Source organism: Streptomyces populi (genome assembly GCF_002911015.1).
Lineage (GTDB): Bacteria > Actinomycetota > Actinomycetes > Streptomycetales > Streptomycetaceae > Streptomyces > Streptomyces populi.
In genome coordinates this window covers 92,747-117,399 of record NZ_KZ626848.1, presented here as the reverse complement: position 1 = coordinate 117,399, position 24,653 = coordinate 92,747, and the positions used below count along the sequence as shown (strand labels likewise).

Genomic DNA, 24,653 nt, shown 5'->3' with positions numbered 1-24,653 from the left:
GGATCCCGGACCGCCGGCCGGCCGGGGGGTCAGGGGCTCGCGGAGGTCAGCACCGCGAACACGATCACGTTGTCGAGGTAGCCGCTCCCGGAGCGGGGCCCTCCACAGGTGATGAGCCGCAGCTCCGGGCGGTCCACGTCGCCGTAGACCGCGTCCGCGGGGAAGTCGGCCTTGGCGACCGTGCGGACCTCGGTGACGGCGAACACCGCCGACCCGCCGTTCTCCAGGCGCACCACGATCCGGTCGCCGTGGCGCAGCCGCGCGAGGTGCCGGAAGACGCCGTCGCCGTACGAGCCGACGGTGACATGACCGAGGATCACGGACGGGCCCTTCTGACCCGGCGTCGGCGAGTACCGGTACCAGCCGGCCCGGTCGTGGGCCGTGATCGGGGGCACCTGGGCACGGCCGTCCGGGGTCAGCCCGAGCCGTGTCAATCGGGTGTTGACCCCGATGGCCGGTATCCGCAGCCCGACCGGGACCGAACGCCCCAGCGCGCGCGCCGGTTCCACGGCGGACGGCGCGGCCGCGGAGGCTTCGCCGGAGCGTGCGGTCGCGGGTGCGCCGCCGGACCGCGCACCGGCGGAGGGACCGGAGGGATGGCCGCCGCAGCCCACGAGGAGCGCGGCCACCGCCGTGGCGACGAACGCGCGCCTGGAGCGGGACGTCATGCCCCGGTCGCCCGCCGGCGGCGTACGACGAGGACGACCGCGCCCGCGGCGACCACCGCGGCGGCACTCCCGCCGACGAGCCCGCCCGGACCCGAGGAAGACGCGTCGGTCGACGCCACACCCGTGTCGGGCGCTCCGTTCGGCCGGACGGAGACCTGTCCCGTGTCGGAGGCCTGCCCCGAGCGCGGCGCCCGGGTCGGCGCGGCGCTGGGAACGGGGGACGGCGCCCGGGTCGCGGTGGGGCTCGCCGGAGCGGGGGTCGGGCCTCCGCCCGAACCGGTCCCGGTGGAGTCGGCCGGGGCGGGCGCCGAGGTGGCGCTCGGGCGGGCCGTGGGGCGCGGGGAGCCCCCGTCGGCGAACGCGGGCACCGTGCCCACCAGAACGGCGGTGCACGCCAGTGCCGTGGCACTGAAGACGGTTCGGCGCATGAATCGCTCTCTTTCGTCGGTCCGCCCGCCCGTCGGAACGGGCGGGCTGTGTTACGGATCGAGCGGAGAGACGAACCGGCGGGGGACGGGGTTGTAAAGAGATGGCAAAGGCGCCGGGGGCGGGAACGGACGGCCCCGGCGCACCGGGCGACGGCGACTCGCGGGCCGGTCGTCAGTTCGCGGGCAGGCCGTCGGCTCGCGGGCCTGCCACCGGCTCACGGTCCGGCTGCCGACTCACAGACCGGCTATCGCGTTCCAGCGCTTGGCGAACTCCGTGCGTTCGGCGGAGGTGATGTCACGGGCGATCGCGAGGCGCTCCCGCATGGTCGCGTCCGGGAAGATCAGGGGGTCCTAGGCGAGGGCGGCGGTGTCCTTGTCCTTGGAGGAGGCGAGGACGTCCTGGGCGGCCGGGACCGGGCAGACGTAGTTGACCCAGGCGGCCAGCTCGGCGGCGACCTCCGGCTCGTAGTAGTAGTCGACGAGCTTTTCCGCGTTGGCCTTGTGCCGGGCCAGGTCGGGGATCATCAGCGACTCGGCCCACAGTTCGGCGCCCTCCTCGGGGACGACGAAACGGATGTCGGGGTTGTCGGCCTGGAGCTGGATCACGTCGCCCGAGTAGGCCTGGCAGGCCAGCACGTCCCCGCTCGCGAGGTCCTTGATGTAGTCGTTGCCGGTGAAGCGGCGGATCTGACCGCGGCGCACCTGCTTCTCGACCTGGTCGCACACTCGGTGGAAGTCGTCGGCCCGCCACTTCGTGATGTCGACGCCGTCGGCCTGCATGAGCAGCGCGAACGCCTCGTCCAGACCGGAGAGCAGGGTGACCCGGCCCTTGAGGTCGTCGGCCCACAGGTCCGACACGTGCCATCTCGCGGCCGAGTTCGCGGTGGTTGTAGGCGATGCCGGTGATCCCGGACTGCCACGGCACCGAGGACTTGCGGCCGGGGTCGAAGGCGGGCGACCTCAGCAGCGGATCCAGGTACCTGGCGACGTTCGGCTGCCGGGACCGGTCCATCTCCTGGACCCAGCCGAGCCGGACGAAACGGGCGCACATCCAGTCGCTGACGACGACGAGGTCGCGGCCGGTCCGCTGGTGGTTCATCAGCGACGGACTGATCTTGCCGAAGAACTCGTCGTTGTCGTTGATCTCCTCGATGTAGTCGACGGAGATCCCGGTGCGCTTCCCGAAGGCCTCCAGCGTCGGCCGCCGGGTGGTGTCCTCGTCATCGGTGTCGATGTACAACGGCCAGTTCGCCCAGGTCAGCCGCTTGTCCGTGGCCGAGAGGTCGGCTCCGGCCCGGTCGCCCGGTCCGACGTACGCCGCCGGCACCCCGCATCCCGCGAGGGCTCCGAGCGCGGCGCCGCCGCCCAGTGCGCGCAGCAGGGAGCGGCGGGAGGGGGACGGGGTCTTCCGGTCGACTGGCACACGCGAAGCATGCCGACCCGGCCCCGGTCCGGACAATGGACGCTGCGTCGATCACCGGCCCGCGGACCCGACACCCTGTCGATCGGTTCCCGGGAGCGGCGGTGCGCACGGCGGGAACGTGACCCTCACCGACAGACCGCCCCGGGAACGGGGCCACGCCTCGACCGTGCCGCCGTGGGCGGTGGCGACGGCCGTGACGATGGACAGGCCGAGCCCCAGGCCGTCACGGGGCCGGCCCTTCCCGCGCGGCTGGACGCGGGTCCGTTCCGCGCCCAGCCGCCGGAACGGCTGGAAGAGCCCGGCCACCTGCTCGCGCGGGATCACCGGGCCGGTGTTGTCGATCCGCAGGACCGGGCGGCCCGCCTCAGTCCCGGTCCACAGACGGACCCAACTCTCGCCGTCCTCGGTGACGTTGTGCCGTACGGCGTTGTCCGCGAGGTTGACCACCAGCCGCTCGATCAGCTGGGGATCGCCCAGCACGGGCGCGGAGCCGAGGTCGGCCCGCACGCGCGGCCGGCCGTCCCCGGGCCCACCGCCCTCGTGCCCGCCATGCCCGGGCCCACTGTTTTCGGGCCCACTGTTTTCGGGTCCACTGTTTTCGGGCCCGCCGCCCTCCTGGGGCCCGGCAGCCCCGGCCCCGGTGCCGTGGGAGCCGCCCGCCACCACCGCACCGTCCGGCAGGCGTTCGCGCACCAGGTCGGCGAGGTCGACGAACTCCCGCCGCTGTAGCCCGCCCTGGCTGCGGGCGAGGGTCAGCAGGGCGTCGATGAGACGTGCCTGTTCCTGCCCGGCGGCGCGCACGCGCAGGCACGCGGCCCGCAGACTCTCCACCGACGCCCCGGGGTCGGCGAGCGCGACGTCCACGATCGCCTGCTGGAGCGTGAGGGGAGTGCGCAGTTCGTGCGAAGCGTTGGCGACGAACCGCTTCTGCGCCTCGAACGCGCCCTCCAGCCGCCCCAGTACGTCGTCGAAGGTGTCCGCCATCGCCTTCAGTTCGTCCTCGGGGCCGGGCACCGCCAGCCGCTGGCGGAGGTTGTCCGCGGAGATCCGGCGGGCGGCGGCGGTCATCGTGCGCAGCGGCGCGAGGACGCGTCCTGCCATCAGCCGGCCCAGGGCCACGGAGGCGAAGGTCATCACGGCGAGCGCGATGCCCGCCTCGACGAGGAGCTGGTGCAACTGGTCGGCGCGCAGGGCCTCGGCGTACATCGTGAGCGTGGGCGGATCGGGGGCGTAGCCGTCGCCCCCCGGTATCCCGGACACCGAGGACGACCCCCCGACCGCCGTCGACGGCGCGGCCCGCGAGGCCAGCAGGTAGGTGAAGCCGAGCAGGGCGGCCCCCGCGGCCATGAACAGCGCGCTGTAGATCAGGGTGAGCCGCCAGCGGATGCTGCGCGGGGCCAGCCGCCACCGGAAGCCGCCCGGGGCCGGCGGCCTCCGCGCACCACCCGGGGCCGGCCACCACCCGGCACCCGGGTCCCGCCGTCCGCGGACGGCCCGCGGGACGCGCCACCGGCGACGGCCGGACGCCTCGGACGGCACGGACTGCACGGACGGCGGGCACGCGCCGTACGGGCCCGGCCTGTTCACGTCTGCGGATACGTCCGTCATGCGATCCGGTATCCCGCCCGGTCCACCGTCGCGATCAGTTGCGGCTCCCCCAGTTTGCGGCGCAGACGGCTCACCGTGACCTTCACGGTCTGGCTGAAGGGGTCGGCCGCCTCGTCCCAGGCCCGCTCCAGGAGTTCCTCGGTGGAGACCACGGCACCCTGTGCGGCCAGCAGGAGTTCGAGCACGGCGAACTCCTTCGGGCTGAGGGCGAGCCCCGAACCGCCCCGGGTCGCCTGCCGCCGCGCCGGGTCGAGCCGCAGTTCCCCGCGGACCAGGACGGGGGGCAGGGCGGGCTGCGCGCGTCGCGCCAATGCCCGTATCCGCGCGACGAGTTCGGCGAACGCGAACGGTTTGGGCAGGTAGTCGTCGGCACCGAGGCCGAGCCCCATGACCCGGTCGGCCACCGTGCCGGACGCGGTCAGCATCAGCACCCTCGCCCGGCTGCCGCCCGCGGCCAGCGTCCGGCACACCTGGTCGCCGTGGACGCCGGGCAGATCGCGGTCGAGCACGACGACGTCGTACCCGTTGACAGTGGCGCGCTCCAGCGCCGTGGGCCCGTCCAGCGCGAGATCGACCGCCATGCCCTCGCGGCGCAGCCCGGCGGCCACGGTCTCGGCGAGCTCTTCATGGTCCTCGACCACCAGCACACGCATGGCGGCCAGTGTGGCGCCCCGGCGGTTACACGGGGATAAACGCCCCCTGTGCGGGCCCCGACCGCTCCCACGCTCCCCGACCAGGACCACACCCTCCGGCGGCCCACGCACTCCCAGACCGAACCCTCGGCCCCCAGCCGTCCCACACCCCCGGGCCGGACCCGCAACCCCCGGCACACCCCGCACTCCCCGACCCGACCCGCGCTCCCCGACCACCCCCGGCACACCCCGTACTCCCCGACCGGATCACGGTCCCTGGCGGGCCCCCGACTCCCCTTCCCGGCCGGGCAGTCCCGGTGACTCCGGCTCCTTGTCGGTTCGCGATAAGGACGGCCGTTCCCGTGCCGTAACCGCCCCCCGGCTTGTCTGGAGCACGGCACGACAGCGCACACCCCGCCACGCCGCCTCCCGGCACGACGGGTCACGCCGGGCACAGCGCGGCACGACCCGTCGGGTCACGACGCGGACCGGCACGGCGGCGCGCGGTCGTGCGCCACCCGTACGAACCGGCGGCACCGCCGCCCACTCCATGGAGGAAGCCCATGCGTGCACCGGCCACCCGGCCACGACGACTCGCCCTGGCCTGCGCCTTGATCTCGGCCGCCACTCTCGGGACCGTCAGCGCCTCGGCCGCTTCGGCGTCCGACAGCTCCACCACGACGGCGGGGACCGCCGCGGAGGTCCGGACCGCCCAGCACTCGACGGCCGGCAAGCCGCCGAAGGGCGGCCCCGCGGGGCTCCCGGGCGCCGTCGGGTACCGGCCCACCTCCCACGCGCCCGGGGACGTGAACACCGCCAACGACGCGTTCGCGGCCTGCATGCGCGGCCACGGCCAGAAGGTCTTCCCGGCCTTCCACGCCTCGAAGGACAAGCACGGCCGCATCCTGTTCAGCGTGCAGGTCGGGGCGTCCAAGGGATTCGACCCGGACTCCAAGAGCTACCGGGCCGCGGTGAAGGCGTGCGCGCCGATCCTGAAGAAGGCCGGCATCACCCTCTCGTCGAAGGGCGGCCTGCCCCCGCTGCCCGTTCCGGGCAAGCCCGGCGAGCCCGGCACCGGTTCCGGCGGGGGCTCCGTCGGCGGTTCCGTCGGCGGCTCCGACGGACTGCCCGGCTTCCACACGGAGAAGGGGGAGCCGGGCGCGCCCACGCTCTCCCGCGTGACCGAGAGCGCCTGATCCGGCGCGAAGGGGGAACGGCGTGGCCCCGGACGGGATCGACTCCCGTCCGGGGCCACGTGGTTCACCCGGTCCGACGCGCGGCCGCTCAGCCGTCCAGCGACGTCATCACGTGCTTGATGCGCGTGTAGTCCTCGAAGCCGTAGCCCGACAGGTCCTTGCCGTAGCCGGACTTCTTGAAGCCGCCGTGCGGCATCTCGGCGACCAGCGGGATGTGGGTGTTGATCCACACGCAGCCGAAGTCGAGGGACCGGGACAGGCGCATCGCGCGGCCGTGGTCCTTCGTCCAGACCGAGGAGGCCAGCGCGTAGTCGACGCCGTTGGCCCACTCGACCGCCTGCGCCTCGTCCGCGAAGGACTGGACGGTGATGACCGGGCCGAAGACCTCGTTCTGGATGATCTCGTCGTCCTGCTTGAGGCCCGAGACGACGGTCGGGGCGTAGAAGTAGCCCTTGTCGCCGACCTGCTGGCCGCCCGCCTCGACCTTGGCGTGCGCGGGCAGGCGCTCGATGAACCCGGCGACCTGCTTGAGCTGGTTGGGGTTGTTCAGCGGGCCGTAGAGCACGTCCTCGTCGTCCGGCTGGCCGGTCTTGGTCTCGGAGGCGGCCTTGGCGAGCGCGGCGACGAACTCGTCGTGGATGGAGTCCTGGACCAGGACGCGGGTGGCGGCCGTACAGTCCTGGCCGGCGTTGAAGAAGCCCGCGACCGAGATGTCCTCGACGGCCTTGGCGATGTCGGTGTCCTCGAAGACCACGACCGGGGCCTTGCCGCCCAGCTCCAGGTGGACGCGCTTGACGTCCTTGGACGCCGACTCGGCGACCGAGATGCCCGCGCGGACGGAGCCGGTGATGGAGGCCATCGCCGGGGTCGGGTGCTCGACCATCGCGCGACCGGTGTCACGGTCGCCGCAGACGACGTTGAAGACGCCCTTGGGCAGGATGCCGCCGAGGATGTCGGCGATCAGCACGGTGGAGGCCGGGGTGGTGTCCGAGGGCTTGAGCACCACCGTGTTGCCCGCGGCGAGGGCCGGGGCGAACTTCCACACCGCCATCATCATCGGATAGTTCCACGGCGCGACCTGGGCGCAGACGCCGACCGGCTCGCGGCGGACGATCGAGGTCATGCCCTCCATGTACTCGCCGGCCGAGCGGCCCTCGAGCATGCGGGCGGCACCCGCGAAGAAGCGGATCTGGTCGACCATCGGCGGGATTTCCTCGGACCGGGTCAGACCGATCGGCTTGCCGGTGTTCTCCACCTCGGCCGCGATCAGTTCCTCGGCGCGCTCCTCGAACGCGTCCGCGATCTTCAGGAGGGCCTTCTGGCGCTCGGCGGGGGTCTTGTCCCGCCACGCCGGGAAGGCCGCGGCGGCGGCGGCCATCGCGGCGTCCACGTCCGCCTGGCCGGAGAGCGGCGCGGTCGCGTACGCCTCGCCGGTCGCGGGGTTGACCACCTCCGTGGTCCGTCCATCGGCGGCATCGCGGAACTCTCCGTCGATGTAATTGCGCAGACGACGCAGCTCGGTGCTCACTGCCCGGCCCTCCTGTCGGATGTCCAACGACCCAGGTGTCCACTACCTGAGATGCCTGGCCCCCACCCTAATCCGTGGCTCCACGTTTTCAACACCCCCGAACGGCCCAGGGCTGCGAAATCCGCAAGACACGTAGCCGTAAACAACGAATTTCATCGCTGGAGCCTTGCGGAACTGTCGATACGTCGTGCAGAGTGAGCCCGTGGCCAGTCGAAGCGCGGAACCCAGGGACTCCCGCGAGTCCAGGAACGGCAGTCCCCAGTTGGACACCGTCTCCCTCGCCATCATCGAGCAGCTCCAGCAGGACGGACGCCGCCCGTACGCCGCGATCGGCAAGGCCGTGGGCCTCTCCGAGGCCGCCGTGCGCCAGCGAGTCCAGAAGCTGCTCGACCAGGGCGTCATGCAGATCGTCGCCGTCACGGACCCGCTCACCGTGGGATTCCGCCGGCAGGCGATGGTCGGAGTCACCGTCGAGGGCGACCTCGACCCGGTGGCCGAAGCGCTGACGGCCATGTCGGAAGTCGAGTACGTGGTGATGACCGCGGGCTCGTTCGACATCCTCGCCGAGATCGTCTGCGAGGACGACGACCACCTGCTGGACGTCATCAACAAACGCATCCGGGCCCTGCCCGGGGTGCGCTCCACCGAGAGCTTCGTCTATCTGAAGCTCAAGAAGCAGACCTACATGTGGGGAACCCGATAGCCGTGAGCACCAAGGACCTCAGCAAGACCGCGTACGACCACCTGTGGATGCACTTCACCCGCATGTCCTCGTACGAGAACGCGCCCGTTCCCACCATCGTCCGTGGTGAGGGCACCTACATCTACGACGACAAGGGCAGGCGCTACCTCGACGGTCTCGCGGGCCTGTTCGTGGTCCAGGCGGGCCACGGACGCACCGAGCTGGCCGAGGTCGCCGCCAAGCAGGCCGCCGAGCTGGCCTTCTTCCCGGTGTGGTCCTACGCCCACCCCAAGGCCGTCGAGCTGGCCGAGCGGCTCGCGCACCACGCGCCGGGCGACCTGAACAAGGTCTTCTTCACCACCGGAGGCGGCGAGGCCGTCGAGACCGCGTGGAAGCTCGCCAAGCAGTACTTCAAGCTCAAGGGCAAGCACACCAAGTACAAGGTCATCTCCCGCGCGGTCGCCTACCACGGCACCCCGCAGGGCGCCCTGTCCATCACCGGCCTGCCGGCCCTGAAGGCGCCCTTCGAGCCGCTCGTCCCGGGCGCGCACAAGGTCCCGAACACCAACATCTACCGCGCCCCGATCCACGGCGACGACCCCGAGGCGTTCGGCCGCTGGGCCGCCGACCAGATCGAGCAGCAGATCCTCTTCGAGGGCCCCGACACCGTCGCCGCGGTCTTCCTGGAGCCGGTGCAGAACGCCGGCGGCTGCTTCCCGCCCCCGCCCGGCTACTTCCAGCGCGTGCGCGAGATCTGCGACCAGTACGACGTCCTGCTCGTCTCCGACGAGGTCATCTGCGCCTTCGGCCGCCTCGGCACCACGTTCGCCTGTGACAAGTTCGGCTACGTCCCGGACATGATCACCTGTGCCAAGGGCATGACCTCGGGCTACTCCCCGATCGGCGCCTGCATCGTCTCCGACCGGATCGCCGAGCCGTTCTACAAGGGCGACAACACCTTCCTGCACGGCTACACCTTCGGCGGCCACCCGGTCTCCGCGGCCGTCGGCCTCGCCAACCTCGACCTGTTCGAGCGCGAGGGCATCAACCAGCACGTGCTGGACAACGAGGGCGCCTTCCTCAAGACCCTCCAGAAGCTGCACGACCTGCCGATCGTCGGCGACGTCCGCGGCAACGGCTTCTTCTACGGCATCGAGCTGGTGAAGGACAAGGCGACGAAGGAGTCCTTCAACGAGGAGGAGACCGAGCGCGTCCTGTACGGCTTCCTGTCGAAGGCGCTGTTCGAGAACGGTCTGTACTGCCGTGCCGACGACCGCGGCGACCCGGTCGTCCAGCTCGCCCCGCCGCTGATCTCCACCCAGGAGACCTTCGACGAGATCGAGCAGATCCTGCGCGCGACGCTGACGGAGGCGTGGACCAAGCTCTGATCCCGTGCCGTATGCCCGGCCCCGCCCTTTCACCGGGCGGGCCCGGTCTTCCGTACGGCTGACCGACACCGGCCCCGGTGCCGCCCGTTCGAGTGAGAATGGGCGGCCCGGGGCCGCGTGCTGTCCGGCCTCCCGGCCCCGACTCCTTAGCGTGCCCTGTAACCGATCGGCCCTGCCTTCGTTCCCTCGTCCGGGGGACCGAGCGACCTCCAGGAGGTCGCCGGGCACTGCACATCAGATCCGAACGAGGTGTACGCGATGGTGGCCCCGCCCGACAACGACGTGCTCTGGGCACGCGCCCTGCACGTCGAGCACAACGGCTCGCCCGCGCTCAGCGGTGTCTCGCTCGGCGTCCGTGAGGGCGAGATCCTCGCCGTCGGCGGCCCGCGCGGCAGCGGCAAGACGACCCTCCTGCGGTGCCTGTCCGGCCAGCTGCTGCCGCGGGAGGGCGAGGTCTGGTTCAACAGCACGCCCGTGCACACCATGGGCCCGCTCACCCGCGAGCGGCTGCGACGGGACCGGTTCGGCTGGATCGACCCGGTCCCGACACTGATCCCCGAGCTGAACGCCTGGGAGAACACCGCCCTCCCGCTGATGCTGCGCGGCTGGACCCGCCGGGCCGCCAAGACCGCCGCCCGGGAGTGGCTGGAGCGCCTGGACATCGGCGGCTGCGCCCGCAAGCGCCCGCACGCCCTCCTCCAGTCCGAGCGGCAGCGGGTGGCCGTCGCCCGCGCCCTCGCCCCCTCCCCCACCGTGCTGTTCGCCGACGAGCCGACGGCGCCGCTGCACCGCGCCGACCGGGCGCACGTGCTGCGCACCCTCACCTCGGCGGCCCGTTCGCACGGCATCACCGTCGTCCTCGCCACCCACGACCCGGACACCGCCGCCCTCGCCGACCGCACGGTCTCCCTGCTCGACGGACGGCGTGTGAACACCGTCCACCTGCCCCCGCTCGCCGAGGCGGAAGGCCGGACCGCGTGCTCGCTCTCCGTCTAGTCCGCGGGGGCCGCCCCCTCGTCCAGCTCCGCAGGCTCCTGGTCACCGCCGCCTCCGCGGGCACCGGGTTCCTGCTGCTGTGCACGCTGGGTTACGCGATGAGTCATCCGGACACCTCGGCCGCCGGTGCGCTGCGCCTGGCCTGGTGCGCCGTTCCCCTCGCCACCACGGTCCATTTCGCCGTCGCGGTGGCCCGCACCGACCCCGCCGCCCGCCCCCGGACCGGTCTGTCCGCCATCGGCCTCGGTCCGGGCCGGCTGATGGCGGTCTCCGCCGCCACCACGGCCCTGTCCACGCTCCTCGGTTCGCTGCTCGCCCTGCTCCTCTTCCTCCATCTGCGCGGTGACCTGACCGGCGTCCCGTTCGGCGGCTCGACGACGGACTTCCTCGCCCCCGGCCTGTCCCTGCCCCTGCCCGCGGCCCTGACGCTGCTCACCCTGGTGCCGGTCGCGGCATCCGGGGCGGCCGCCCTGGCCCTGCGCCCGCGGCGCGGCGGCCCGGCACGCACCGCACGGCCGTACGGCCGCACCTGGATGTCGGCACGGCAGAACACGGCCACGAGCGCTCCGCGGCCCGGTGCCCGCGACGGCGGACGGCACGCGGACGGCACGCGCGGCAGGCCCGCGGCGACCGGCGCGGCGGACGGTCTCGCCCTGGACGGCACGGTCGAAGGTCTCACCGTGACGGGCACGGGCGACGGATTCCGGGGCGCGGCGGCGGACGGCGCCTCCCTGCCGGCACCCGACCCGCGGGCCCCCGGACCGGACGGCTCCCTCGACCTCGACTTCCACTGGACCGCCGAGGCGTACGCCTCCGGGGAGACCCTGCCGGTGGCCGACCGGGACCGTTCGGCCGTCGTCGCCCCCGGACGGCACGAAGAACGCGGCCGGCGGGGAACCCCTTCCCGGTACGAGTTCATGGACATGCCGTACGTGGACGTGGCCGTGCCGTACGTCGAGGTGGCCGTGGCGCACGAGGGCTCGGCCGTGCCCTGGGGCCCGGACCGGCACCGGAGCGCCGACGCCGGCCCGCATCGGCCGACACCCCCGCAGTCCTGCCCCGACGGGCTCCCCTGGGGCGCGGCCACGCTGGCGGCGGGGCTGGCCGTGGAGACGTACGCGAGCCGTTCGGGCCCCTCGCCCGCGCTCGCGCTGCCCGGCGGATTCGTCGGCGGCCCGGCCGGGGTACTGCTCGGCTGGGTGCTGACGGCGGCCGGTCTGGCCCTCGCCGGGCCCGCGATCACCTATCTGTGCGGATGGCTGCTCCAGTCCGTACGGCCGGGCGCGCTGCGGCTGCTGGCCGGGCGGGCGCTCCAGGCGGAGGCCCGTCGTATCGGGCGGCCGCTGGGAGTGGTGTGCGCGGTGGCGTCGGGCGGGTTCGCCATGACGGCCCTGTACACCGGAGCCCGGCCCGCGTTCGGCCCACTGACCACCCTCGGCGCCCTGCTGGTCGCCGGGTGCACGCTGCTGACGCTGGCGACCGCCGCCGTCGAGGCGCGGCAGGCCCGGGCCGACACCACGGCCGCCCTGCTGCGGCTGGGGGCGCCCGCCACGCTGCTGCGCGGTGCCGCGGCCCTGCGCGCCGGAGCACTGTTCGCCGTGTTCGCCCCGCTGACCTGGGCGGTCGCCGAACTGGCCGCGCTTCCCCTGATCGGCTGACCGGTCCGCGGGGCGATCAGCCGGTCCGCCCGCTGACCGCGCGGACCGCGCGGACCGCCGGAAAAAGATCCGTGCCGGGCGATGATTTCCGTGCGGGCCCCCGGTCTACCCCTGCGAACGGCACAACACCGACGGGAGAACCTCGCATGTACCAGCAGATGATCTTCGTGAACCTGCCCGTGTCCGACGTCGCCGCCTCGAGGAAGTTCTTCACGGAGCTCGGCTACACGATCAACCCCCAGTTCTCCACGGACGACTGCGCCTGCGTGGTGATCAGCGACACGATCGTCGCGATGCTGCTGAGCAAGCCGCGCTACGCGGACTTCACCAAGAAGGAGATCGCGGACGCGACGAGGACCAGCGAGGTGCTGCTGTGTCTGAGCGCCGAGAGCCGCGAGAAGGTCGACGAGCTGGTCGACGCCGCCATCGCGGCGGGCGGTTCGGGAACCGGCGAGGCACAGGACCAGGGCTTCATGTACGGCCGTGCCTTCGACGACCTGGACGGCCACACCTGGGAGGTCATGTGGATGGACCCGGCGGCGGTCCAGGGCTGAACCCCCCGCGGACCGGGCGGCGTTCCGGGGCCGACGCGCGGTACAGGGGTCCGCGCGCCGGCCCCGGTGCGTCCACCCGAGGGGCCGGCCCGCTCCGCCGTGCCGTGCCGTGCCGTGCCGTGCCGTGCCGCGCCGCGCCGAGGAGACACCTGCCGGAGCGTCACCCCCGCACCGGCCGCCCCCGGCTGACGCGACAACGGCCCGGCCCGCCGGACCGGACACCGCGAATCCCACGCGGGCCACCACACCGCCAAGCCCCCGCCTCAGCCACGGCCACGGCCACGGCCACGGCCACGGCAACCGAACCAACTCGGCGAACCCGGCCCGGCCCGCCGCACCGGCCCCGAACCGGGCACGGACCCGGGCCGAGCACGGACCCGAACACGGGTGTAGGGCATGGAGCCGGACAAGGGCGCGGAGCCAGGCACGGCACGGACCCGAGCACGAATCCGAACACAGCCGTGGGGCCTGGTACGGGCGCGGCCCCGAACACAGGCGTGGACGTGTAGTCGGGCGCGGGCGCGGAGCCGAGCGTGGACGTGGGGTCGGGCGCGGAGCTGGGCCGGGCCGGGCGCGGGGGTTGGCGTGGAGGTCCGCCCGCCCCGGTGGGGGACCAGGCCCGGGGCCGGAATGTGCCGCCGGGCCCCGGACGCCGGGTGCACCCCGGGCGGCAGCCCCTAGCATGGCCGCGTGCTGCCGACTCCTCATCACACCTCCCACGACCGTGAGATCGAATCCCTCGCCGAGTTCGACGAAGTCGTCTCGGCCGGCGGATCGCTCGCCGGTTTCCGTGTCCAGGCGGTCGACCTGACGGGCCGTACGCGGGATCTGCTCGCCGTGGACACCACGGACGCCGTCTTCCTCGGATGCCCGATGGAGCCCGAGGCGGCCGCGCGGGTCCGGCTCTCGGGCGCCCTCGTCTTCCCGCCGGTGCCGGACCTTCCCCTCGATCCCTACCGGGGCCGTCTCTACTCCCCCGCCGAACTCTTCGCCTCGCTCGACGCGGGGTACGAGTCGACGCCCGACGCCCGCGCGTACGCCTGGTTCCGGCGGACCAGAGCCGACGGCGACATATTCGCCTCGGCGATGCGCGCCCTCCACGACGACTCCGTCTCGGACGCGTTCGACGAACTCCTCGTCGGCGCAAGGGTGGTCGGAGTGATGGGCGGCCACGCCACGGCCCGCGGCACGGAGGCCTACGCGGGGGCCGCGCGGCTCGGCCGCGCCCTCGCGCGCTCCGGTCTGACGGTCGCCACCGGCGGTGGCCCCGGCGCCATGGAGGCGGCGAACCTCGGCGCGTACGCGGCCCCGTTCGACGACGGCATGCTCGACGAGGCGCTGCGCGTGCTGGCCGCGGTCCCGTCGTTCACCCCGTCCGTCACCGACTGGGCGCGCGCCGCGTTCGAGGTGCGCGGGCGCTGGCCCTCGGGCGGCCCCTCGGTCGGCGTCCCCACCTGGTTCTACGGCCACGAGCCGCCGAACGCCTTCGCCGCGCACATCGCCAAGTACTTTGCCAACGCAACCCGCGAGGACGGGCTGTTGGCCCGCGCGAACGCGGGTGTCGTCTTCCTGCCGGGCGCCGCCGGGACCGTCCAGGAGATCTTCGACAACGCGACCCCCAACTACTACGGGTCCAGGGGCGAGCCCACCCCCATGGTCCTGGTGGACCGCGCGCACTGGACCGAACGGTTCCCGGCCTGGGAACTGCTCAAGTCGCTGGCCCGGGAACGTGCGATGGAGTCGCGGATCGCCCTCGTCGACGACGTCGATGACGCTCCGCAGGCGCTCAAACACCTGGGAGGTTAACAACTCGGCAAAGCCGAGGGCCATACAGGACGCACACATTGACAGGCCTTAGGCCGCGCTTATAAACCTGTGAAACCGCTGGGGGCCCTGTTGCTGGAATGATTCACAGCAAATCCCCCAAAACCCCCCGCAGTTGCGCAACCTGTGAAGGGCAATCGTGTCCATATCTCGACGCACCGCACGTTCCGTGCGAATCCTCGGCGTTGCCTCCGCCTCTGCCGCGCTCGCGCTCGGCGTCGCCGGCAACGCACTCGCTTGCAGCATCAAGGACTTCTCGGCCGCCGCCACCTGTGACGGCAACGGGAAGGGCATCATCACCGTGACCGACGTCGACCCCTCCGCCAAGGAAGCCACCATCACGGTCTTCCTGGAGCGTAACGGCGCCGACGACCACCAGGTCGGAGAGGCCCAGAAGGTCACCGGCAGCAAGAGCGGCGCCACCATCTCCTTCTCGGAGGACTGGGCGCCCAAGGCCGAGTACCGCATCCACGTCAGCGTCCCGGGCCTCGTGGACAAGGACATCTCCCCGAACCTGGTGACGAAGGACGAGGCCTGCTCCACGAAGTCGGAGTCGCCGTCCCCGTCGGCGAGCCCCGAGCCGTCGGAGTCCGCCTCCTCGGAGTCCCCCTCGGCCCCGGCCGCCGGCCCCTCCGAGTCGGAGAGCAGCGCCGCCCCGGCCACCCCGGGCGACAACCAGCCGTCCGCGGCCGCCGGTGAGTCCAACCTCGCCGAGACCGGTGCGAACTCCAACACCCCGATGATCGCCGGTATCGCCGGCGCGTTCGTCCTCGTCGGTGGCGGAGCGGTCTTCTTCGGCATGCGCCGCCGTGGCGCCTCGAAGGCGAGCTGAACCACCTCCTGAACGACCGTGTGGCCCGCCCCCTCGACAGGGGGCGGGCCACACGGCTTTCCGGACGTTCCGCTCAATCGGCCCCCGGCGCCGGGCCCTTCACGGCCGGCTGCGCCGAGGGAGCCCCGAGGACGACGGTCTCGGCGGCGTCGAACCGCACCCCGACCGTGGCCCCGGGCTCCGGCGCCTCCCGCAGCGCGCACGCCGCCTCGAGGCGGGGCGCCCCCTCGGGCTGCAGTTGTACCGCGACGTGCGTGCCCCGGAAGGTGCGTGCGGCGACCGTGCAGCGCAGCCCGTCCGCCGCGGCCACGAGCCGTACGCCGGCGGGCCGTACGAGGAGCGTGCCGGGTCCCTGGGCCGAACCCTCGGGCACCGGGACCTCGCCCCACGGGGTGTCGGCCGCCGTCCCGCCCACCACCGCCTCGACCACGTTGTCGAAACCGAGGAAACGGGCCACGAAGGCGTCCGCGGGCCGCTGCCAGACCTCCAGCGGGGTACCGGACTGGGCGATCCGTCCGTCGCGCATCACCACGACCCGGTCGGCGAGCGCGAAGGCCTCACCCTGGTCGTGCGTGACGGCGAGCACCGTCGTACCCAACTCGCCGAAGAGATGGCGGAGTTCGACGACGAGCCGTTCGCGCAGCGAGCGGTCCAGCTGACCGAGCGGTTCGTCGAGCATCAGCAGCCGGGGCCGCGGCGCCAGCGCGCGGGCCAGCGCCACGCGCTGCTGTTCGCCACCGGAGAGCGAGGCGACGGCGCGGTCCCGGGCCCCGGGCAGACCGACGAGGTCCAGCAGCTCCCCCACCCGCGCGGCCTGTCCGTCCCTCGACGTGCCGTGCATCCGCAGCCCGAAGGCGACGTTGCCGCCCACGTCCCGCTGCGGGAAGAGCTGGTGGTCCTGGAACATCAGGCCGACGCCCCGCTTGTGCGCGGGGACGGCCGCCTGGTCCCGTCCGTCCAGCACCACCCGGCCCGCGTCGAGCTGTTGCAGACCGGCCACCGCCCGCAGCAGCGTGGACTTGCCGCTGCCGCTCGGCCCGAGCACGCACACGGTCTCGTGCTCGGCGACGTCGAGGTCGACGGCGTCGAGCACGGTCCGCCCGCCGAAGCGCACGGTCGCGCCCTCGAGGCTCAACAGCATCTAGAACTCCCCGGTCCTGTCGGTCCGTACCCGCTCCAACAGCAGCAGCGCCACCGCGCACACCACCATCAGGATCGTCGAAAGGGCCATTGCCTGGCCGTAGTTGAGATCACCGGCGCGTCCGAGCAACCGGGCCACGGCGACCGGCAGCGTCGGGTTGTCGGGCCGGGCGATGAAGACGGTCGCCCCGAACTCCCCGAGGGAGACGGCGAAGGCGAACCCGGCGGCGATCAGCAGCGCCCGTCGCACCATCGGCAGGTCGACCTCGCGCCACACCCGCCAGGGCGAGGCCCCGAGCACGGCCGCGGCCTCCCGCAGCCGCCCGTCCACCGCGCGCAGCACGGGCAGCATGGTCCGTACGACGAAGGGGACGCCCACCAGCGCCTGCGCCAGCGGCACCAGGATCCAGCTCGCGCGCAGATCGAGCGGCGGCTCGTCCAGGGCGATGAGGAACCCGAAGCCCACGGTCACCGCGGAGACGCCGAGCGGCAGCATCAGCAGCGCGTCGAAGCCCCGCATCAGCCGGCCGGCCCGCCGGGTGAGGGCGGCGGCGGCCAGACCGCCGATCAGCACGGCGATGGCGGTGGCGGCGAGCGCGTACTCCAGCGAGTTGCCGACCGCCTCGATCGGGGCGACGAGGAAGACGCCTCCGTCGTCGTCGGCCAGCGCCCGGTAGTAGCCGAGGCCCGGGGCATCGAAGGACCGCTGGACGAGGACCGCGAGCGGCAGCACGAGCAGGACCGCGATGCTCACCAGCACGCCGCCGAGGAGCGCCCACTGCCCGGCGCCGCGCGGCCGGCGCGCGGTGGTGTCCGGGGCCACCAGACGCAGGGCGGTCTCCCGTCGGCGTACGGTCGCCGCGTGCACGGCGAGGATCGCGCCGACCGCCACGAACTGGACGATCGTCAGCACCGCGGCCGTGGTGAGGTCGAAGATCTCGGAGGTCTGCCGGTAGATCTCGACCTCCAGGGTCGAGAAGGTGGGGCCGCCGAGGATCTGCACCACACCGAACGAGGTGAAGGTGAAGAGGAAGACCATGAGGGCGGCGGCCGCCACGGCGGGGCCGAGCGCGGGCAGCGTCACCCTGCGCCAGGCCGCGAGGCGCGAGGCGCCGAGCATGCGCGCGGCCTCCTCCTGGCGCGGGTCGAGCTGCGACCAGAGCCCGCCGACGGTCCGTACGACGACCGCGTAGTTGAAGAAGACGTGCGCGAGCAGGATCGCCCACACCGTGGTGTCCAGGCGTACGCCCCACAGCTCGTCGAGCAGTCCGCCCCGGCCGACCAGCGCGAGGAACGCCGTGCCGACGACCACGGTCGGCAGCACGAAGGGCACCGTCACCACGGCTCGCAGGACCTGCTTGCCCCGGAAGTCGAAGCGCGCGAAGACATACGCGCCCGGGAGCGCGACCAGCAGCGTGAGCGCCGTCGAGGCGAGCGCCTGCCAGGTGGTGAACCACAGCACGTGCCGGATGTCCGACCGGGTCGCGACGTCCCAGATCCGGCCGAGCTGCCAGCCGCCGTCCCCGTGGAGCCCGCGCGAGACGATGGCCGCGACGGGATAGGCGAAGAACACCGCGAAGAACGCGACGGGCAGCGCCATCAGGGCGAACCGCGCCGCGTCCTGTCCGCGGGCCCGGCGCGGAGCCCGGCCGGCGCGGTCCCGCCCGCCGGGTCCGCCCGGTCCGGCGGTCCTCTCCGGCCCGCCGGCCTTCACCGGTCCGGCGGCTACTTCAGTACGAGCGAGGTCCACGACTTGACCCACTGGTCGCGGTCGGCGGCGATCTTCGCGGGCGCCAGGGTCTCGGGATCCTTGGCCGGCGGACCGTACCGCGTGAACTCCGGCGGCACCTGCGCGGCCTCGCGCACCGGGTAGACGAACATGCTGAGCGGCATGTCGTCCTGGAACTCCTTGCTGAGCATGAAGTCGAGGAGCGCCTTGCCGCCCTTGGCGTTGCCGGCGTGGCTGAGCAGACCCGCGTACTCGACCTGGCGGAAGCAGGTGCCGGTCGCGACACCGGTCGGAGCGGTGCTGGGCTTCGGGTCGGCGTAGATGACCTCGGCGGGCGGCGAGGAGGCGTACGACACGACGAGCGGCCGGTCGGCCTTGGCCTTCTTCCCGCCTGCGGACCCCGAGAACTCCTCGTTGTACGCCTGCTCCCAGCCGTCGACGACCTTGACCCCGTTGGCCTTGAGCTTCTTCCAGTAGTCCTCCCAGCCCTTGTCGCCGTAGTGGGCGGCGGAGCCGAGCAGGAAGCCGAGGCCCGGCGAGGAGGTGGCGGCGTTCTCGGTGACGAGGAGGTTCTTGTACGCGGGCTCGGCCAGGTCGTCGAAGGACTGCGGCGGCTTCAGCTTGTGCTCGCTGAAGTACGCCTTGTCGTAGTTGACGCAGATGTCGCCGGAGTCGATGGGCGTGACCCGGTGCTTGTCCTGGTCGATCCGGTACTCGGGCAGGACCAGGTCCGCGCCCTTCGCCTCGTACGGCTGGAACAGTCCGTTGTCGAGCGCGCGGGAGAGCAGGGTGTTGTCGACGCCGAAGAAGACGTCGCCCTGCGGATTGTCCTTGGTCAGGATCGCCTTGTTCACCGCCTGCCCGGCGTCGCCGTCCTTGAGGACCCGGACCTTGTACCCGGACTGCTTCTCGAAGTCCTTGAGCACGCTCTTCGACACGACGAACGAGTCGTGGCTGACGAGCGTGACCGTCTTGGACTCGCCCGAGCCGGATGCCTCGGACGAACTGCACGCGGACAGTGCGGGCAGGGCGATCAGGCCGAGCCCGACGGCCGTGACCGCGAGCCGTCTGCTGCCGGTGTTGGTGATCACTGATTCCTCCTGGGTGACCAGGAAGAGACGCGGCCCTGCCCGGGACCTCTGACGGTTCCCGGGCAGGGCGCAACAGCTTGAGTAACGACCGAACTTCCTACCCAGAATGACCTGGGCAAGGTTCAGAGGGTCTGCGGGCTGTCCCGCACTCTCAGCGCTGTGGCGCTCCCCTGTCGGAATATGAAGATGTCGGACGGTGAAGATGTCGGGTCATGACGGCGTCGGACCATGAGGACGCCGGAACGGACCGACTCGGTTCAGACTACCGCTCCGTCGCGGCGAGCTGGCCGCACGCTCCGTCGATCTCCTGGCCCCGGGTGTCCCGGACGGTCACCGTGACGCCGTGGGCGGCGATCGCCTCGACGAACGCCTTCTCGTCCTCGGGCCGCGACGCGGTCCACTTCGAGCCCGGGGTCGGGTTCAGCGGGATGAGGTTGACGTGCACGGGCCTGCCCTTGAGCATCCGCCCGAGCCGGTCGCCACGCCACGCCTGGTCGTTGATGTCGCGGATGAGCGCGTACTCGATGGACAGCCTGCGCCCGGACCGGTCCGCGTACCCCCAGCCCGCGTCCAGCACCTCGCGCACCTTCCACCGCGTGTTCACGGGGACGAGGGTGTCGCGCAGCTCGTCGTCCGGGGCGTGCAGGGAGATCGCGAGCCGGCACTTGAAGCCCTCGTCCGCGAAGCGGTTGATGGCGGGGACGAGCCCGACCGTCGAGACCGTGATGCCGCGCTGCGAGAGGCCGAGGCCGTCCGGCTCGGGGTCGGTCAGGGCCCGGATCGCCCCGACCACGCGCTTGTAGTTGGCGAGCGGCTCGCCCATCCCCATGAAGACGATGTTGCTCAGCCGCGCCGGTCCCCCGGGGATCTCGCCGTCACGCAGCGCTCGCATGCCGTCGACGATCTGGTGCACGATCTCGCCGGTCGACAGGTTCCGGTCGAGGCCGGCCTGTCCGGTGGCGCAGAACGGGCAGTTCATCCCGCAGCCCGCCTGCGAGCTGATGCACATGGTCACCCGGTCCGGGTAGCGCATCAGCACGGACTCGACGAGCGTGCCGTCGAAGAGCCGCCACAGGGTCTTGCGGGTGGTGTCCTGGTCGGTCGACAGGTGCCGCACGACCGTCATCAGCTCGGGAAGCAGCGCTTCCTGGAGCTTGCCGCGCGAGGCGGCCGGGATGTCCGTCCACTGGGCGGGGTCGTGCGCGTACCGGGCGAAGTAGTGCTGCGAGAGCTGCTTGGCACGAAACGGCTTCTCACCGATCGCGGCAACCGCCTCTTTGCGCTCGGCGGGCGTGAGATCGGCGAGGTGCCGCGGCGGCTTCTTGGCTCCGCGCGGCGCGACAAAGGTGAGTTCTCCGGGTGCAGGCATAACCCTTCCAGTGTCGCAGATCAACTCGACCGGCCCAGGCCGGAGCGGGGTGGGAGCGGTCACCTGTGGGTGCCGTCTGTCAGCTCCGGTCGACCTCGCACGGCCCGGGAACGGCACAGCACGGCACTCGGCCGGACCGCCCTGGCGACTTCAGTGCGGTGACTGTGGTGCGACGACCATGGAGCGTGACCTGTTCTTCCCCGGCACCGCGGGCTCGATCAGCCCCACGGACAGGAACCACTCCCTCACCATCTGATCATGGTTCGTCACTCTTCGCGGTCAGTCCTTCCGCTCCCCGGAGGGAGACCGACGGCGCCGGCGAACTCATGCGTGAAGACGGCCATGACGTCATCGGTGGCGAGGTAGAAACGCCCGTCCGGTGGCCATTCCACCGGCCGGCCCACGACAAGCCACGCTGTGGCGGCAGGCGCACGAAGCTCGACAGCGACAGGTATGCGGAGTCCGTCGACACTCTCGGACCATAGGATGTCGGCACCCAGGAGCGGAACCCCGACAAGCCTCGACCAAGAGGGATGGCCGGTCACCTCCACGGCCGGCGTTCCTCCGGGCTGTCCGATCATGGTCAATCGGCTGGACATCGGCTCCCGGAAGATCTCCAGGCCGTAGTGGTCGAAACTGTGGCCCCACACTGCCGAGTACCGAGTGCCGTTCTCGGCGACCAGGCCGACGCCCATCGTGGGCTGGTGCCATGCGCCGAAGTCCCACTCCTCGGCCTCGGCGCCGTCGTCACCGCAGCTCAGCGGATAGTAGGTGACTTCTACCAGGCGCGTCCCGCGCAGACTTTCGACAGTTCTCTCCTACTCACCCTCGGTGAGCTCGGGCGACCGCATCGCACCATTGTCGTGGTCCCGACGCCGCTGTCGGACCTGGATGGCAAAGCTCCGGGTCCTGATCGGCGGGGGCCTTCTCCCCTGCGGGCGCGGAAGCTCGAACCGTCGGCATCCGCCTTGTCCGTTCGATCTGCTCTCGCCCCGGAAGGGGCCACCTCAGTCACCGGTGCCACACGTGGGTGCCGAGTGCCGCCGCCGTCCGGGGCATTGATGTCAACGCTGGATGTCAGCGGAAGAGCTCCGGCACGGGGCAGGGCTCCAAAGGCTCGTCCGGCCGGTCGGCCCAGTTCCACCAGACATGCCGACCGCCACATCTCCACAATGTCCGGCAGGTGCGCCGGCCGTCGTCCTCCCGCCCGCAGAGGACGAAGCCGCCGGACTTCATGGGCCGGCTGCACTCGGGACAGGCCGGGGCGTCGTCGGTCATGCCGCGCACCTTAACGGAGCGACCGCTTCGTCCCGAAGCGACTTGGGCGAACCGTACCGACATACCCGGTCGAGTTCAGTGGTCGGGCCCGGTCCAGTCGAAGGTGATGTGCTTGCTGGACCGGCCTTCGCGGCTCCAGAGGAAGCCGTGGGCATCGGCACGGTCCACCGTCGAGCGGCCCCAGGTCGCGACCTGGCCCGGTCCGGTCTCCGCACCCGGCAGGTTGGTCGACTGGACGCGTGCGCCCTCCGGGGTCGTGGGTCCCGTGAGCGCGGTCGCGCTCGCCTCGATCCGGCCCGGTACCACGGCCCGCCAGCTCGCGAGGTCGTCGGCGACCTCGATCTCGATGGGGGCGAACTCCATGCCGCGCATCTCGGCGCCCATCATGCTCACCATCTGGGCGGGCCAACTGCCCGCCTGGCCACCGAAGATCATCTGAATCGCCCCGCGCTGGGGGTCGTCGGCGCGCTCGTCGACGAAGACCGCGGCGTACGTGTCCGTGTGCTCGGCCCAGATGTTGCCGACGAACGAGGCCACCATCAGCACGTTCAGGCCGTCGAGCCGTACGTCACCGTAGTGGCCCTCGCGGATGTGCCAGGCCAGGATGCCGTCGCAGTCCCCGTGGCTGGGCAACTGCGCGAACGAGCAGGGGCAGGGCACGTTGCACTTGCAGGTGTCGAACCAGTCGCCCGCCGCGTGCCACCGGGGAACGGTCGCCGTCGTATCGGACATCTCCCTGCCTCCTTGTGACCGTGCCAGGACGTCGGTCTCGGGAGGACGGCAGAGCCCCCGTGAGCCGTCGTCGGCCCACGCCCGGGTCGTACAGGTATCCACCCCGATTGTCCCACCGCAGGGGCAACCGGAGGAGGTGCTTTACGCGTACACGCGTTCCCGCGCGCACGTGCCGGTCCGCCGTGGTGTGCTGGAGGCGTGCGCCTCGACCGGCAGGCCCTGTCACCCCCTCTGCGTCCGGCGAATCTGCTGTCGGCCCGGCAGCTTGCGTTCGCCTGGTCCCTGATGGCGTCGATCGCCCTCCTCGCCTGGGTGCTGGTGGTCGATCAGGCCCGTGACATGGGGGTCGAGCCGGGAACCATGGGTATGGGCGTCCCGCTGTTCCTGCTGCTGTGGCTGGTCATGATGATCGCCATGATGTTCCCGTCGGTGGCCCCGGTGGCCCTCACCTGGGCGCGGGCCATCGGGCGCCAGTCGCCCACGGGAGTCGTGCGGGTGTCTCGTACCGCCCAGTTCGTCGGCGGGTACCTGCTGGTCTGGACAGCCTTCGGCCTGGTCGCCTACGGCCTCCTCGCCGGGACCGGTGCCCTGGTGGACGAGCACCCGGGCACCGGGCGCTGGATCGGCGCCGGGGCCTTCCTGTTCGCCGGGCTGTACCAGTTCGGCCCGTGGAAGGACCTCTGCCTGCGACACTGCCGGAGCCCGATGGGCCAGCTCGCGCATTACGCGGGCTTCCGGCCCCGGGCCCGCGATCTGCGGGTCGGGGCGCACCACGGGGCGTACTGCGTGGGCTGCTGCTGGGGGCTGATGGTCGTGCTCGTCCCGCTGGGCGTCATGAACGTCCTGGCGATGGCCGCGGTGGCCGTGGTGATCTTCGTGGAGAAACTCTGGCGGCTGGGCCCCGTCTTCTCGCAGGTCGTCGGGGCCGCCTTCCTCGTCCTCGCCGTACTGAGCCTCTTCCAGCCCTGGCTGCTGCCGGGCCTGATCCCGCCGCAGTCGCCCATGACGGAGATGCTCCGCCCCTAAGGGCTGTCCCGTCATGGCTCCGCGCGTGAGGGCCATTGCCGTCCGACGCGTCGAGGAGACGGACCGTGAAGGCTTCGGCCATGCGCTCGGCAACCTCTTCGGGAGTGAGCCGCGCGACGCCGCCCCCGCCGGACGTGCGCCCGACGGGGTGGCGGCGTCGCTCACTTCGTGGTCGGCACGCTCACCGGAACGGCGCTCTTGAAACCGGTCAGGGTGAGCGTGCTCTGAAGGCCGGGTTCGGACGTGAAGTGGACGTCCTGGCGTACGCGTACGATCCGGCCCTCCTTGTCGATCCACGCGTCGACGTCGATCGCGGTGGTCGGCGGGGGCGTCGGCACCGACTCCACGGCGTCGGTCCGGTCTACGCGCCCGGCGGGCGGAAGGCGACCTCCCTGCGGGCGGCCTCGTCGATCTCGTCCAGGGTGAGGAGCGGCGTGGCCCGGGTGTGGAGCGCGCCGCTGGCCTTCACCCTGAGGCTGACGGCGGCCATGGAGACCGTGTCGGGGAAGTCGAGGATGCACACGAAGTCGTCCTCCCCGAAGGAGAAGTACATGGTCTCGACCGTTCCACCGAGGCCCGCGACGACGTGTTCGACGGCGGCGCGACGGCCGCTCGCGCCTTCCCCGATCACGCCCTTCGCCCCCTCGGGCGTGTAGCGGGCCTGGATGAGGAACTTCGGCATAGGGGGTGCTCCCTGCCCGTGAGTGTCCGGTACGGGGTTGGCCTTCCCCTCGGCGCGTCCGTCGCCGACCGGGGAACGGCCGGATTCACCCGTACGGCACCTCGGCGTGCGCCCGCGCGGGCGGCGAGCGGGCTGCGCGCGGCGGGCGGGCCGACGAGAGGCCGGACCGGGAGGAGACGTCTCCCGGTC

General features: G+C 72.2%; 23 protein-coding genes and 2 pseudogenes. 9 read left to right on the top strand and 16 right to left on the bottom strand.

Translation table 11 applies throughout. The features are described from left to right. Positions 1-29: 29 nt before the first annotated feature. The 5 genes and pseudogenes from CW362_RS07735 to CW362_RS07715 form a co-directional block, all read right to left on the bottom strand. On the bottom strand, positions 30-668 hold the full coding sequence (locus tag CW362_RS07735) for a class F sortase (protein WP_103548611.1): 639 nt from the start codon (positions 666-668) through the stop codon (positions 30-32). After that, positions 665-1,096, bottom strand: a complete 432-nt coding sequence (locus tag CW362_RS07730; protein WP_103548610.1) for a Tat pathway signal sequence domain protein — start codon at positions 1,094-1,096, stop codon at positions 665-667. The genes CW362_RS07735 and CW362_RS07730 overlap by 4 nt, the downstream gene beginning before the upstream one ends. A gap of 234 nt (positions 1,097-1,330) precedes the next feature. After that, positions 1,331-2,519: pseudogene (locus tag CW362_RS07725) on the bottom strand (ABC transporter substrate-binding protein). Positions 2,520-2,570: 51 nt separating this feature from the next. Continuing rightward, complete coding sequence (locus tag CW362_RS44355; protein WP_240657714.1) at positions 2,571-4,127, bottom strand: sensor histidine kinase; 1,557 nt, start codon at positions 4,125-4,127, stop codon at positions 2,571-2,573. Further along, the gene (locus tag CW362_RS07715; RefSeq protein WP_103548609.1) at positions 4,124-4,780 is read right to left on the bottom strand and encodes a response regulator transcription factor; all 657 of its coding nucleotides are present in this window, start codon (positions 4,778-4,780) and stop codon (positions 4,124-4,126) included. The genes CW362_RS44355 and CW362_RS07715 overlap by 4 nt, the downstream gene beginning before the upstream one ends. 542 nt (positions 4,781-5,322) lie before the next feature. On the opposite strand from CW362_RS07715, the gene CW362_RS07710 reads away from it, so the two are divergent. Continuing rightward, the gene (locus tag CW362_RS07710) at positions 5,323-5,955 is read left to right on the top strand and encodes a hypothetical protein (RefSeq protein WP_206300888.1); all 633 of its coding nucleotides are present in this window, start codon (positions 5,323-5,325) and stop codon (positions 5,953-5,955) included. 88 nt (positions 5,956-6,043) lie between these two features. Here the strand turns inward: CW362_RS07710 and CW362_RS07705 are convergent, their stop codons facing one another. Beyond that, positions 6,044-7,483 carry a gamma-aminobutyraldehyde dehydrogenase gene (locus CW362_RS07705; RefSeq protein WP_103548608.1) on the bottom strand — a complete coding sequence of 480 codons (1,440 nt, stop codon included), beginning with the start codon at positions 7,481-7,483 and terminating at the stop codon, positions 6,044-6,046. A 187-nt stretch (positions 7,484-7,670) separates the two neighbouring features. On the opposite strand from CW362_RS07705, the gene CW362_RS07700 reads away from it, so the two are divergent. The 7 genes from CW362_RS07700 to CW362_RS07670 all read left to right on the top strand — a co-directional run bounded on the left by CW362_RS07700 (position 7,671) and on the right by CW362_RS07670 (position 15,417). Next, positions 7,671-8,186, top strand: a complete 516-nt coding sequence (locus CW362_RS07700) for an Lrp/AsnC family transcriptional regulator (protein WP_103548607.1) — start codon at positions 7,671-7,673, stop codon at positions 8,184-8,186. Positions 8,187-8,188: 2 nt separating this feature from the next. Then, positions 8,189-9,553, top strand: a complete 1,365-nt coding sequence (locus CW362_RS07695) for an aspartate aminotransferase family protein (protein ID WP_103548606.1) — start codon at positions 8,189-8,191, stop codon at positions 9,551-9,553. A 258-nt stretch (positions 9,554-9,811) separates the two neighbouring features. Next, positions 9,812-10,549 carry an ABC transporter ATP-binding protein gene (locus tag CW362_RS07690; RefSeq protein ID WP_103548632.1) on the top strand — a complete coding sequence of 246 codons (738 nt, stop codon included), beginning with the start codon at positions 9,812-9,814 and terminating at the stop codon, positions 10,547-10,549. Further along, a complete protein-coding gene (locus tag CW362_RS07685) occupies positions 10,531-12,207 on the top strand; it encodes a hypothetical protein (RefSeq protein ID WP_103548605.1) in 1,677 nt (558 codons plus the stop codon). The genes CW362_RS07690 and CW362_RS07685 overlap by 19 nt, the downstream gene beginning before the upstream one ends. 146 nt (positions 12,208-12,353) lie before the next feature. Next, complete coding sequence (locus CW362_RS07680) at positions 12,354-12,761, top strand: VOC family protein (RefSeq protein ID WP_103548604.1); 408 nt, start codon at positions 12,354-12,356, stop codon at positions 12,759-12,761. A 693-nt stretch (positions 12,762-13,454) separates the two neighbouring features. After that, positions 13,455-14,567 carry an LOG family protein gene (locus tag CW362_RS07675; RefSeq protein WP_420856862.1) on the top strand — a complete coding sequence of 371 codons (1,113 nt, stop codon included), beginning with the start codon at positions 13,455-13,457 and terminating at the stop codon, positions 14,565-14,567. A gap of 187 nt (positions 14,568-14,754) precedes the next feature. Beyond that, positions 14,755-15,417 (top strand): LAETG motif-containing sortase-dependent surface protein, encoded by a 663-nt coding sequence (locus CW362_RS07670; protein ID WP_103548602.1) that lies wholly within the window; start codon positions 14,755-14,757, stop codon positions 15,415-15,417. 73 nt (positions 15,418-15,490) lie between these two features. Here CW362_RS07670 and CW362_RS07665 read toward each other — a convergent pair whose 3' ends face one another. The 7 genes from CW362_RS07665 to CW362_RS07635 all read right to left on the bottom strand — a co-directional run bounded on the left by CW362_RS07665 (position 15,491) and on the right by CW362_RS07635 (position 22,756). Further along, positions 15,491-16,558 carry an ABC transporter ATP-binding protein gene (locus CW362_RS07665; protein ID WP_103548601.1) on the bottom strand — a complete coding sequence of 356 codons (1,068 nt, stop codon included), beginning with the start codon at positions 16,556-16,558 and terminating at the stop codon, positions 15,491-15,493. Further along, a complete protein-coding gene (locus tag CW362_RS07660; protein WP_420856861.1) occupies positions 16,559-18,307 on the bottom strand; it encodes an ABC transporter permease in 1,749 nt (582 codons plus the stop codon). It abuts the gene before it with no gap. After that, positions 18,283-19,377, bottom strand: coding sequence for a thiamine ABC transporter substrate-binding protein (locus CW362_RS07655; protein WP_376452765.1), 1,095 nt, complete (start codon positions 19,375-19,377; stop codon positions 18,283-18,285). Before CW362_RS07655 ends, CW362_RS07660 begins: the two co-directional genes overlap by 25 nt. Positions 19,378-19,639: 262 nt before the next feature. Next, positions 19,640-20,746 carry a dual-specificity RNA methyltransferase RlmN gene (rlmN, locus tag CW362_RS07650; RefSeq protein WP_103548599.1) on the bottom strand — a complete coding sequence of 369 codons (1,107 nt, stop codon included), beginning with the start codon at positions 20,744-20,746 and terminating at the stop codon, positions 19,640-19,642. A 266-nt stretch (positions 20,747-21,012) separates the two neighbouring features. After that, complete coding sequence (locus tag CW362_RS07645; protein ID WP_103548598.1) at positions 21,013-21,441, bottom strand: hypothetical protein; 429 nt, start codon at positions 21,439-21,441, stop codon at positions 21,013-21,015. A 382-nt stretch (positions 21,442-21,823) separates the two neighbouring features. Further along, positions 21,824-22,024, bottom strand: coding sequence for a dehydrogenase (locus CW362_RS07640; protein WP_103548597.1), 201 nt, complete (start codon positions 22,022-22,024; stop codon positions 21,824-21,826). 75 nt (positions 22,025-22,099) lie between these two features. Then, positions 22,100-22,756: a DUF1326 domain-containing protein gene (locus CW362_RS07635; RefSeq protein ID WP_103548596.1), complete on the bottom strand. Its 657-nt coding sequence runs from the start codon at positions 22,754-22,756 to the stop codon at positions 22,100-22,102. A gap of 198 nt (positions 22,757-22,954) precedes the next feature. On the opposite strand from CW362_RS07635, the gene CW362_RS07630 reads away from it, so the two are divergent. Further along, a complete protein-coding gene (locus CW362_RS07630; RefSeq protein WP_103548595.1) occupies positions 22,955-23,782 on the top strand; it encodes a DUF2182 domain-containing protein in 828 nt (275 codons plus the stop codon). Here CW362_RS07630 and CW362_RS44350 read toward each other — a convergent pair. The 3 genes and pseudogenes from CW362_RS44350 to CW362_RS07615 all read right to left on the bottom strand — a co-directional run. Further along, positions 23,781-23,900 (bottom strand): annotated as a pseudogene (locus tag CW362_RS44350) (NUDIX hydrolase); the annotation flags it as partial. The gene CW362_RS07630 and the pseudogene CW362_RS44350 overlap by 2 nt on opposite strands. Before the next feature lie 43 nt (positions 23,901-23,943). Further along, positions 23,944-24,120: a hypothetical protein gene (locus CW362_RS07620; RefSeq protein ID WP_162683993.1), complete on the bottom strand. Its 177-nt coding sequence runs from the start codon at positions 24,118-24,120 to the stop codon at positions 23,944-23,946. 23 nt (positions 24,121-24,143) lie between these two features. Then, positions 24,144-24,464 (bottom strand): GYD domain-containing protein, encoded by a 321-nt coding sequence (locus CW362_RS07615; protein ID WP_103548593.1) that lies wholly within the window; start codon positions 24,462-24,464, stop codon positions 24,144-24,146. Between the last annotated feature and the right edge of the window lie 189 nt (positions 24,465-24,653).